The sequence below is a fragment of the Corallococcus llansteffanensis genome (genome assembly GCF_003612055.1).
Taxonomy (GTDB): Bacteria; Myxococcota; Myxococcia; order Myxococcales; family Myxococcaceae; genus Corallococcus; species Corallococcus llansteffanensis.
On record NZ_RAWB01000007.1, the window covers coordinates 1 to 12651 of the forward strand.

At 70.9% G+C, this 12651-nt stretch carries 2 protein-coding genes; both read right to left on the minus strand.

The annotated features are described in order from the left end of the window. The coding region (locus tag D7V93_RS01265; protein WP_120641580.1) for a non-ribosomal peptide synthetase at positions 1–11788 on the minus strand (11788 nt) is incomplete at its 3' end. Between the two features lie 329 nt (positions 11789–12117). Continuing rightward, positions 12118–12603 carry a DUF2267 domain-containing protein gene (locus tag D7V93_RS01270; RefSeq protein ID WP_120641581.1) on the minus strand — a complete coding sequence of 162 codons (486 nt, stop codon included), beginning with the start codon at positions 12601–12603 and terminating at the stop codon, positions 12118–12120. Positions 12604–12651 lie beyond the last annotated feature (48 nt).

Sequence of the window (12651 nt, forward strand, 5' to 3'; positions counted from 1 at the left end):
GGGGCTCAGGCGCGGTGAGGAGGGCGGCGAGGTGCGAAGGCACCACCTTCATGCAGTCGATGGGGTGACGCGCGAAGTAGTCGGCGAAGGCGGCGGGGCTGGAGGCGCACTCCTGGGAGAGGACGTGGAGCAGGCCGCCGGTGGTGAGGGCGGGGAAGAGGACGGTGTTGCCCAGGTCCGCGACGAAGGTGGAGACAAGGGCAAAGCTTGAGCAGGCCTCCAGCCCAAGCCGCTGCGTCACCGAGGCGACGTAGGAGGACAACTGCGAGTGGGCGACGGCGACGCCCTTGGGCCTGCCGGTGGAGCCGGAGGTGAAGAGGACGTAAGCGAGGGAGTCCGCCAATGCCTCACCCGGAGGCGCGTCGGTGCGCAGGCGCGGAAGCAGTGAGGCGTCCTCATCCAGGCGAACGATGTGCGCGCAGGAAGAGGCAAACGCGGAAGCGTGGCGCGCCACCGTGACGACGACAGGCGCAGCGACTTCCTGCACGAGGGACTGCAAGCGCAGGGCGGGCTGGTTCGGGTCGAGCGGTACGTAGGCGCCGCCTGCCTTCCAGACGCCGAGCAGGGCGACGACGGTTTCAACGGAGCGCTCCAAGCAGAGGGCGACGCACGAGTCGGTGCCGACGCCGAGCGAGCGCAGGTGCCAGGCCAACTGATTGGCACGTGCATCGAGTTCCCCGTAGGTGAGCACCTGACCGTCGCAAGCCACGGCGGGCGAGTGAGGATTCAGAGCCGCCCGCTGCTCAAAGAGGGAGTGCACGGCGAGAGGCTGGCGACGCGGCGCCTCCGTGGAGACGAAGTCCTCGAGCAGCAGCTTCCGCTCGGCGTTCGTCAGCAGCGGCAACTCACTGACAAGCCTCTCCGGCGAAGCGAGCGCGGCCTCCAGGAGGATGCGCAGGTGCTCGACCATGCGAGCGACGGTGGACTGCTCGAAGAGGTCGGTGCGGTAGCCCAGGGCTCCCGTGAGGCCCTCAGGTGTCTGCGTCAGCGAGAGCCGCAGATCGAACTTGGTCGACTCGAAGTCCTGATCCAGGGGCCGGAAGGACAGGCCGGAGAGGCTCAGCTCCGTGGCAGGCATGTTCTGCAGCACGAGCATGACCTGGAAGAGGGGCGAGTGGCTCAGGCTGCGCTGGGGCTGCAGTTCCTCGACGAGCTTCTCGAAGGGCAGGTGCTGGTGCTCGTACGCGGCGAGGGTGGTGTCGCGCACCTGCTGGAGCAACTGGCGGAACGAAGCCCTGGGTTGCACGTTCGAGCGCAGCACGAGGGTGTTGACGAAGAAGCCGATGAGGCCCTCGGTCTCCGCGCGAGTGCGGCCGGCGATGGGAGAACCGACGCTGACATCCTCCTGGCCGGAGTAGCGGGAGAGGAGCACCTGGAAGGCGGCCAACAGGGCCATGAAGGGGGTGACGCCTTCGCGGCGGCAGAAGTCGGTCAGCGCCGCGGAGAGCGCTGGCGGAAGCTGGACGGGCAGGGAAGCACCGCGCTGCGATTGCACGGCGGGGCGAGGCTTGTCGGTGGGCAGCTCCAGCAGGGCGGGAGCGCCGGAGAGCTGCTGCTTCCAGTAGCCCAGCTGCGCTTCGAGCGCCTCGCCTTGCAGCCACGCGCGCTGCCAGACGGCGTAGTCGGCATACTGCAGGGGCAGCTCGGCAAGCGGTGAAGGCCTGTCCTGGACGAAGGCTGAATAGAGGGTGGCCACCTCGCGCACGAGCACGCCGCGAGACCATCCGTCGGAGACGATGTGGTGCAGCGTCACGAGCAGCACGTGCTGATGCTCGGTGAGCTTCAGGAGCGAGGCGCGCAGCAGCGGGCCACGGGTGAGGTCGAAGGGATGTAGCGCTTCAGCGGCGGCGAGCCGCTGCGCCTCGACCTGACGTGCGTCCTCGGTGAGGTGCCCCAGGTCCACCCTGTTCAGGAAGAAGTCCACGGTGGAGTGGAGGCGCTGGACGGGCTCGCCTGCGCGCGCATGGAAGGTGGTGCGCAGGGACTCGTGACGGCGGATCAGCTCGCGGAAGGCGTGCTCCAGAGCGGAGACGTCGGCCGCGCCCTCCAGGCGCAGGGCGTACGGCATGTTGTACGTGGCCGACCCGGGCTGGAGCTGATCCAGGAACCACAGCCGCTGCTGAGCGAACGACAGCGGCAGCTCCCCCGTGCGCGGAATCGCGACAAGGGGCGGAGCCTGAAGCCCGGACGCCCGCGCCCTGGCGTCATCGATGCGTCGCGCGAGGCCCGTCAGGCTCGGCGCTTCGAAGACGGAGCGCAGGGGCAGCTCCACGTCGAAGGTCGCGCGCACGCGAGCCACGAGCTGCGTGGCCAGCAGCGAGTGGCCGCCCAGCTCGAAGAAGTGGTCGGTGGCGCCCACGCGGGGAAGGCGCAGCACCTCGGCCCAGAGGGAGGCGAGCAGCTCCTCGGTGGGAGTGCTCGGGGCGACGTATCCGGTGGAGGAGGAGGTGGCGTCGGGAACGGGCAGGGCCTTGCGGTCGACCTTGCCGTTGGGGGTGAGGGGCAGGGCCTCCAACACGACGAAGGCGGAGGGCGCCATGTACTCGGGCAGCCGCTGCTGGAGCGAGGCGCGCAGGGCTGGAAGGTCCAGCTTCGCCTGTCCATTCGCAGCGACGACGTAGGCGACAAGGCGGGCATCGCCGGGGGAGTCCTGGCGCGCGACGACAACGGCCTCGTGCACGAAGGGAAGCGAACGCAGCACGGTGGCGACTTCACCGGGCTCGACGCGGAAGCCACGCACCTTCACCTGGAAGTCGGTGCGGCCGAGGAACTCCATGCGGCCGTCGGGCAGCCAGCGCACGCGGTCGCCCGTGCGGTACATGCGAGCGCCGGGAGCGGGGCTGTAGAGGTCGGGCACGTAGCGCTCGGCCGTCAAGTCAGGGCGGGCGAGGTAGCCGCGAGTCACCTGGGCGCCACCGACGAAGAGCTCGCCCGGGACGCCCAGGGGCGTGGGCCGCAGTGAAGCGTCCAGGACGTAGAGTCGGGAGTGGGCCAGGGGCCAGCCCAGGGGCACGGAAGTCGAAGCGGAGTGCGAGGCGGGCAGTTGCACGCGGCCGGCGAGCACTCCGACAGTGGTTTCGGTGGGGCCGTAGTGGTTGTGCACCTCGCAGTCCGGAGCGAGAGCGTGCACGGTTTGCAGCAGGGCCCAGGTGGAGGACTCACCGCCGAGCACCAATCGCTTACGAGGCAGGACGTGGCGGGGCTCAGGCGCGGTGAGCAATGCGGCGAGGTGCGAAGGCACCACCTTCATGCAGTCGATGGGGTGACGCGCGAAGTAGTCAGCGAGGGCCGCGGGGCTGGAAGCGCACTCCTGGGAGAGGACGTGAAGCAGGCCGCCGGTGGTGAGGGCAGGGAAGAGGACGGTGTTGCCCAGGTCCGCGACGAAGGTGGAGACGAGGGCGAAGCTTGAGCAGGCCTCCAGCCCAAGCCGCTGCGTCACCGAGGCGACGTAGGAGGAGAGCTGCGAGTGGGCGACGGCGACGCCCTTGGGCCTGCCGGTGGAGCCGGAGGTGAAGAGGACGTAGGCGAGGGAGTCCGCGAGTGCCTCACCCGGAGGCGCGTCGGTGCGCAGGCGGGAAAGCAGTGAGGCGTCCACATCCAAACGAACGACGTGCGCGCTGGAAGAGGCAAACGCGGAAGCGTGGCGCGCCACCGTGACGACGACGGGAGCGGCGACTTCCTGCACGAGGGACTGCAAGCGCAGGGCGGGCTGGTTCGGGTCGAGCGGCACGTAGGCGCCGCCGGCCTTCCAGACGCCGAGCAGGGAGACGACGGTTTCAACGGAACGCTCCAGGCAGAGGGCGACGCACGAGTCGGTGCCGACGCCGAGCGAGCGCAGGTGCCAGGCCAGTTGGTTGGCGCGAGCGTCCAGCTCCCCGTAGGTGAGCACCTGTCCGTCGCAGGCCACTGCGGGGGCATCCGGATGGAAGGCGACCCGCTGCTCGAAGAGGGAGTGCACGCTGCGAGGCTGGGGAAGGGGCGAATCAGTAGAGACGAAGTCTTCGAGCAGCAGCTTCCGCTCGGCGTTCGTCAGCAACGGCAACTCACTGACAAGCCTCTCCGGCGAAGCGAGCGCGGCCTCCAGGAGGATGCCCAGGTGCTCGACCATGCGGGCGACGGTGGACGGCTCGAAGAGGTCGGTGCGGTAGCCCAGCGTGCCGGTGAGGCCCTCAGGCGTCTGCGTCAAGGAAAGGGTGAGGTCGGACTTGGTCGACTCGGAGTCCTGCTCCAGGGGCTGGAAGGAGAGACCCTGCAGACTCAACGCCGCAGCCGGCGCGTTCTGCAGCACGAGCATGACCTGGAAGAGGGGCGAGTGACTCAGGCTGCGCTGGGGTTGCAGCTCCTCGACGAGCTTCTCGAAGGGCAGGTGCTGGTGCTCGTAGGCGGCGAGGGTGGTGTCGCGCACCTGCTGGAGCAGCTGACGGAATGATGCGTCGGGCGCGACATGGGAGCGCAGCACGAGGGTGTTGATGAACAGGCCGATGAGGCCTTCGGTCTCTCCCCGGATGCGGCCGGCAATGGGGGATCCTACCGAGACATCCTCCTGGCCAGAGTAGCGGGAGAGGAGCACCTGAAAGGCGGCCAACAGGGCCATGAAGGGCGTGACGCCCTCGCGCTGGCAGAAGTCAGACAGCGCCTCGGAGAGCGCAGGCGGCAGGTGGACGGGCAGGGAAGCACCGCGCTGGGACTGCACGGCGGGACGCGGCTTGTCGGTGGGCAGCTCCAGCAGGGCGGGAGCGCCGGAGAGCTGCTGCTTCCAGTAACCCAGTTGCGCTTCGAGCACCTCCCCCTGCAACCATGAGCGCTGCCAGGCGGCGTAGTCGGCGTACTGGACAGGCAGGGGGGCCTCATGGGGCGACCGACCCTCGCGGAGCGCCTCGTAGGAGGCGACGAGCTCGCGCACGAGCACGCCCATGGACCAGCCGTCGGAGACGATGTGGTGCATCGTCAGCAGGAGCACGTGCTCGGTGGGCGCGAGCCTCAGCAACTGCACGCGCAGCAGCGGTCCGCGTTCGAGGTCGAAGGGGCACAGGGCCTCGGCGGACGCCAGGCGCCGCGCCTCCTCCGGGGCTGCTTCCCCCCGAGCGCTCAGGTCCACCACGGGCAGGGAGAAGTCGACGGTGGCGTGGATGACCTGGACGGGCTCGGGCTGCCGTGGGGCGAAGGTGGTGCGAAGGGGTTCGTGCCGCTCGATGAGGGCGCGGAACGCCTGCTCCAGGGCGGCGACGTCCACGGCACCCTGCATCCGCAAGGCGGTGGGGATGTTGTAGGCGAGGCTTCCGGGGTCCAGCTGATCAATCAGCCACAGCCGCTGCTGCGCGAAGGACAGCGGCAGATCCTCCGTGCGAGGAACTGGCGTCAACGGAGGCCCCTCCGGCAGGGAAGCCCGGGGCCCGGCCTCGTCAATGCGCCGGGCGAGCGCCGCCAGGGTCGGCGCCTCGAAGACAGAGCGCAGCGGAAGCTCCACGCCGAAGGCCGCGAGCACGCGCGAGACGAGCTGGGTGGCCAGCAGCGAGTGGCCCCCCACCTCGAAGAAGTCGTCCTCCGCGCCGATCCGCTGAACGCGGAGCACCTCGGTCCAGAGGGCCGCGAGCTTCTGCTCGGTGGGCGTCGTCGGGGGCACGTACCGTCCCCGCTCCAGCGTGGCCGTGGTGGGGACGGGCAGGGCCTCCCTGTCCACCTTGCCGTTGGGCGTGAGGGGCAGGGCCTCCAGCACGACGAAGGCGGACGGCACCATGTGCCCAGGCAACTGCTGCTGGAGGTGCGTTCGCAGCTCCGCGGCGTCCAGCGTCGGTCCACCGGATCCGGAAGGGAGCGCGACGTAGGCGACGAGGCGTTTGTCGCCGGGCACGTCCTCGCGCAGGAGTACGCGGGCCTCGGAGACGCCGGAGAGCCGGAGCAGGGCGGACTCGATTTCGCCGGGCTCGATGCGGAAGCCACGCAGCTTCACCTGGAAGTCGGTGCGGCCCAGGAATTCCAACGTGCCGTCCGCGCGCCAGCGGGCCTTGTCGCCGGTGCGGTAGAGGCGCTCACCGGGCGTGGAGGAGAAGGCGCTCGGAACGAAGCGCTCGGCGGTGAGGTCGGGGCGGCGCAGGTAGCCCCAGGCGAGGCCCGCGCCACCGACGAAGAGCTCTCCGGCCACGCCGACGGGCACGGGCCGCAGGGCCGCGTCCAGTACGTAGACGGTGGACTGCCCGATGGGCTTGCCGATGGGTACCGCATGCCCGACGGAAGCCGCCGGGTGCATGACGTGGGTGGTGGAGACGGTGGTGTTCTCGGTGGGACCGTAGCCGTTGATGAGCACCGAGCCGGGAGCCAGCCTGGCCAGGTGCTGACGGGCACGTTCGGCGGGCATCGCGTCGCCACCGACAATGAGCTGGGACACCTGCGCCAGGGTCTCACCCTGGTGGAGCGCCATCTGCTCGAAGAGCGCCGTGGTGAGACTGACGCTGGTGGGGGCGTGGCGGCGGAAGAAGGCCGCGAGCTCCTCGAGCGAGAGGGAATGCGGCGGCGCGAGCACCAACTGGGCCCCGTGCAGCAGCGCGCCCCAAATCTCAATCGTGGAGCCGTCGAAGGCAGTGGGAGCGAGCTGGAGGTAGCGGTGCTCCGGGCCGAAGCGGAAGTAGGACGCGCCGCACACGAGGCGCACGATGCCGCGGTGGGGCACCATGACGCCCTTGGGCCGGCCGGTGGAGCCGGAGGTGAACATGACGTAGGCGAGGCTGTCCGCCGACGAGGGCACTGCGGGCGCATGCGTGGGCTTGCGCGCGAGGAGAGGGGCCTCGTCGTCCAGCAGCAGGGTGGCGCCGAAGAACGACGGGAGGCTCGACTCCCAGTCGGAGCGGGTCACCAGCACGGGAGCGCCGGAGTCCTCCAGCAGCAGGGCGAGGCGCTCGTGGGGGTAGCTCATCTCCAGCGGGACGTAGGCGGCGCCGGCCTTGAGGACACCCAGGATGGCCACGATGAGGTCGAGCGAGCGCCCCAGGCCCAGGGCCACGGGAGTGCCCGGACGCACGCCCAGGCCGATGAGGGCATGGGCGAGCTGGTTGGCGCGCTCATCCAGCTGCCGGTACGTGAGGCTGTCGTCACCGAAAACCACGGCCACCGCATCCGGCGTCTCGCGCGCCTGGTCCGCGAAGCGCTGGTGGATGGAGGTCTCGGCGGGGAAGGGCGACCGCGTGTCGTTCCAGTCGAGGAGCACCTGGCGCTGCTCGGCCTCGTCCATCAGGGGCAGCGCGGACAGGGGCTGCCGCACATCCCGGACGACCGCCTGGAGCAGGCAGCGCAGATGGCCGAGCATGCGCGCGATGGTGGACTCGTCGAAGAGGGCGGTGCGGTACTCGGCGGTGAGGCGCAGGCCGCGAGCCTCCTCGGACGCCACCAGCGTCAGGTCGAAGCGGGCCACGCCGCCGTCCAACGGCAACGTGTCCATGCGCAGGCCGGGCAGCGGCACGAGCGACAGGGGCGCGTTCTGCAGGACGAACATCACCTGGAACAGCGGTGAGACGTTCAGCCAGCGCGAGGGCTGGAGCACCTCCACCAGCTTCTCGAAGGGCACGTCCTGGTGGGCAAAGGCGCTCAGGGCGGAGTCATGCACCTGGCCCAGCAGCTGGCGGAAGGACGGATCACCAGACAGGTCCGAGCGCAGGACGAGCGTGTTGACGAAGAGGCCGATGAGGCCCTCGAGCTCGGAGCGGGAGCGCCCCGCGATGGGGGTGCCGACGGCGAGGTCATCCTGGCCGGAGTAGCGCTGGAGCAGGACGTTGAAGGCCGCCAGCAGCACGGAGAACAGCGTGCGGCCCTCGCGCAGGGACATGAGCTTGAGGCGCTGGACGAGCGGAAGGGGCAACAGCAACTCGTAGCGAGCCCCCCGTCCGTCGGGCATCGCCTGGCGCGGCCGGTCCGAGGGCAGCTCCAGCACGGCGTGCGGATCCAACCGCTGGCGCCAGTACGACAGCTGCGCTTCGAGCGCGTCCCCCTGCGACCCCTGCCGCTGCCAGGCGGCATAGTCCGCGTACTGCAAGGGCAGTGGCGCCAGGGACGACGGCCGGCCAGACGCGAAGGCCTGGTACAGCTCCGCCACTTCGCGGACCAGCACGCCCAGGGACCAGCCGTCGGACACGATGTGGTGGACCGTCAGGAGCAGCACGTGCTCCTGCTCCTCCAGCACCAGGAGGGCCGCGCGCAGCAGGGGGCCGGTGGTGAGCGCGAAGGGGCGAAGGGCTTCGGCGGTGGCGCGGCGGCGTGACTCGGCCTGGCGCTCCTCCGGGGGGAGGGCGCGCAGGTCGGTGAGGTCCAGCGTCAGGACGGACGGCGGCGCGATGACCTGGACGGGGCCCTCGGGAGCGTCGCGGAACGTGGTGCGCAGGGCCTCGTGTCGGTGCACCAGCGCCTCGAGCCCCCGGCGCAGGGACTCGACGTCCAGCGCCCCGGACAGCCGCAGGGCGACGGGCATGTTGTAGGTGGCCGTCCCGGGCTCCAGTTGATCGATCAGCCACAGTCGCTGCTGGGCGAAGGACAGCGGCGGGGCGTCCAGGCGCGGCACCGGCACCAGGGGCGGCAACGCGGGCGCCGGCTCCACCGTGCTGGCCGCGTCGAGGTGCCGGGCGAGGCCCTCCAGCGTCGGGGCCTCGAAGATGGTGCGCAGGGCCAGCTCCACGCCGAAGGCCGCACGCACGCGCGAGACCAACTGCGTGGCCAGGAGCGAGTGTCCGCCCAGCTCGAAGAAGTGGTCGGTGGCGCCCACGCGGGGCACGTGCAGCACCTGGGCCCAGAGGGCCGCGAGCTTCTCCTCGGTGGGCGTGCTCGGGATGACGTACCCGGCGGTGGAGGCTTGAGCCTCTGGTGCGGGCAGGGCCTTCCTGTCCACCTTGCCACTGGGCGTCAGCGGCAGGACGTCCAGCAGCACGAAGGCGGAGGGCACCATGTACTCCGGCAGCTTCTCGTGCAGGCGCGAGCGCAGCGCGCGGACGTCCACCGCCTCCGCGCCGCCGCGGCATGCCACGTAGGCCACCAGCCGCTTGTCGCCCGCCGCGTCCTCGCGGGCCACCACCACCGCCTGTTGCACGGCGGGGTGCTGCTCCAGCGTGGCTTCAATCTCTCCCAGCTCGATGCGCAGGCCGCGCACCTTCACCTGGAAGTCGGCGCGGCCCAGGTACTCGATGACGCCGTCCGGCAGCCAGCGGGCCACGTCGCCCGTGCGGTACAGCCGCGCGCCCGGCGTGTCGCTGAAGCCATCCGGGATGAAGCGCTCGGCCGTCAGCTCCGCGCGGCCCAGGTAGCCGCGCCCCACCTGCACGCCGCCGATGAACAGCTCCCCCGGCACGCCCACCGGCACGGGCCGCAGGTGCGCGTCCAACAGGCGGATCCGCGTGTTGGCCACGGGCCGGCCAATGGGCACCGAGCGCCGCGACTCGCCGCGCACGCATTCATACCCGGTGACGTCGACCGCGGCCTCCGTGGGGCCGTAGAGGTTGTGCAGCCGGGCCCCTGGCAGCAGTCGCAGGCAGCGCTCGGCGAGCTCCAGCGGCAGGGCCTCGCCGCTGCACACCACCCGGCGCAGCGACGTGCATGCCTCCAGCCCCGGCTCCTCCAGGAAGACCTGGAGCATGGAGGGCACGAAGTGCAGCGTGGTGATGCCCGCGTCGGAGATGAGCCGCGCCAGGTACGCCGGGTCCTGGTGTCCCCCGGGCCGCGCGAGCACGAGCCGCGCGCCCGTCATGAGGGGCCAGAAGAACTCCCACACGGACACGTCGAAGCTGAAGGGCGTCTTCTGCAGGACCGCATCCTGGGGCCTCAGGTCGTAGGCCTGCTGCATCCACAGCAGCCGGTTCACCACCGCGCCATGGGCATTCATCGCGCCCTTGGGGCGGCCCGTGCTGCCCGAGGTGAAGATGACGTAGGCCAGGCTGTCGTGCGTGGCGCGCGGTGGCGGCGCGTGCCGGGGTTGGAGCGCGACGTCCTCCCATTGCGTGTCCAGGCACAGCACCGGGGCCTCCTGCGCGGGCAGGCGCGACAGCAGGTGCTCCTGGGCCAGCAGCACCGCGGGGCGCGCGTCCTCCAACATCCAGGTGAGGCGCTGCGCGGGATAGGCGGGGTCGAAGGGGACGTAGGCGCCGCCCGCCTTCAGCGTGGCGAGCAGGGCCACGACGAGCTCCAGGGAGCGCTCCAGCAGGAGGCCGACGCGGACCTCCGGCCCCACGCCCCGCGCGATGAGCGCGTGGGCGAGCTGATTGGCCCGCGCGTCCAGCTCCCGGTAGGTGAGCGTGCGGTCCTCGAAGACCAGCGCGACCGCGTCGGGGGTGCGCTCCACCTGCGCCTGGAGCAGCTCCGGCAGCGTGGCCTCGCGAGGGAAATCCGCGTGCGTGTCGTTCCAGTCGAGGAGCACCTGGCGCTGCTCGGCCTCGCCCATCAGGGGCAGCGCGGACACACGCTGTCCGGCGTCCAGGACGACGGCCTGGAGCAGCGAACGCAGGTGTCCCAGCATGCGCGCGATGGTGGACTCGTCGAAGAGGGCGGTGCGGTACTCGGCGGTGAGGCGCAGGCCGCGGGCCTCCTCGGACGCCACCAGCGTCAGGTCGAAGCGGGCCGCGCCCACGTCCACCGGCTGCGTGTCCATGCGCAGGCCGGGAAGGGGAGTGAGGGACAGGGGCGCGTTCTGCAGGACGAACATCACCTGGAACAGCGGTGAGACGTTCAGCCGGCGCGAGGGCTGGAGCACCTCCACCAGCTTCTCGAAGGGCACGTCCTGGTGGGCGAAGGCGCCCAGGGCGGAGTCATGCACCTGGGCCAGCAGCTGGCGGAAGGACGGATCACCAGACAGGTCCGAGCGCAGCACGAGCGTGTTGACGAACAGGCCGATGAGGCCCTCGAGCTCGGAGCGGGAGCGCCCCGCGACGGGGGTGCCGACGGCGAGGTCGTCCTGGCCGGAGTAGCGCTGGAGCAGGACGTTGAAGGCCGCCAGCAGCACGGAGAACAGCGTGCGGCCCTCGCGCAGGCCCAGCTCCTTGAGCGCCTGGGTGAGCGCCGGGGGCAGGACGATGGAGTGGCGCGCGCCCTGGACGTCCAGGTGCGCGGGGCGCGTCCGGTCCGAGGGCAGCTCCAGCACGGCGTGTGGATCCAACCGCTGGCGCCAGTACGACAGCTGCGCTTCGAGCGCGTCCCCCTGCGACCCCTGCCGCTGCCAGGCGGCATAGTCCGCGTACTGCAAGGGCAGTGGCGCCAGGGACGACGGCCGGCCAGACGCGAAGGCCTGGTACAGCTCCGCCACCTCGCGGACCAGCACCCCCATGGACCAGCCGTCGGACACGATGTGGTGGACGGTCACGAACAGCAGGTGCTCGTCCTCGGAGAGCCGGTAGCGCACCGCGCGGAGCAGGGGGCCCCGCTCCAGGTCGAACGGAACGCGGACGTCTTCCCGCAGTCGGCGCCAGGCCTCGGGTTCACGCTGGGGCTCAGGCAGGCTCCCCAGGTTCACTTCCGGTACGGACAGCTCGAGGTCCGAAGCGATCTGCTGGAGCGGCCGGCCCTCCGCTTCCGGGAAGGTGGTGCGCAGGGCGTCGTGGCGGTCCACGACGGCCTGGAAGGCCCGGGAGAGCGCCACGGGGTCGAGCTGCCCGGAGAGGCGCACCGCGACGGCCATGTGGAGCGCGGCGTTGCCGGGCGACAGCCGCTCCTGGAGCCACATCCGTTCCTGCCCGGAGGATGCGGCCACGCGTGGAGACGGACGGGTCTTCCCACGCAGCAGTTCGGCCAGCCGCGAGCGCTTCTCATCAAAGGGGAGGGTCATGTTGGCGCCAGCTCTTTCGTGTCGCGCGGACGGGGCCGACTCCTCCTGCGGAGCGGCGTCTTCCTGAAGTGCGCGACGACGTGAACTGGAGTCAGCTATGTCATCGAATTGATACCTTGTCCAAACCGTGAGCCCTCGCCAGGGGCTCAAGGGAGAGCCAGGAGCGCCCTTGTGCGGGGAGAACGGGTGTGTTCACGGGCCGGGCGGTCCGTCCTGCCCCACCCGCTGACGCCCCGGGGCTGGCAATGATTGCTTCACGCGGTGTCTCGCCAAGGTTGGGTTGTCTGTGATTGCGAGTGCGGGTGGCCGCCGGGCCCCGGGAGCCGGATTCAGACGGGGCGCCGCCAGAGCTCGCGCAGGTCCTCGGGCAGCTGGCCCATCACGTCCTCGGCTTCGCCCTCGCTCACCTGGGTGCGCAGGAGCGCGAACACGGTGCGCACGATGGGTTCGGCGTCCGCGCTCGAGTCGAGCCCCAGGTCCTGTGACACCATCTCCAGGAAGCCGTGGCGGTCGAGCTTCAGGGGAGGCCCGCTGCTTTCGTGGCGCTCGCAGCGCCAGAGCATCTCCTGCAGCCGCTGCGGCAACTGGTCCGCGAGCTGCTCGGCCTCCCCTCCGAGAAGCCGCTGCTCGAGCGCGCAGAGCACCGCGCTCGCGGCGCGCTCGGCCTCGTCGTTCGTCATCGTTCCGGCGGTGGCCAACTCGTGCAGGAAGGTCCGGTAGGACTGGGTGCGGCGGGCCTCGCGCCGCCGCAGCGCTCGCTCCCCTTGCTGCGGAAGGGCGCGGTCGGCCTGTGGGGGTGGGGTGTCCTGGGCCATGGAAGGGCCTCCTTGATGCCAAGGTGGACACGGTCCGGGCCAGGGACA

Coding starts and splice junctions, on each gene's coding strand:
- D7V93_RS01270 (WP_120641581.1), bottom strand. CDS start 12,603: ATGGCCCAGGACACCCCACCCCCACAGGCCGACCGCGCCCTTCCGCAG.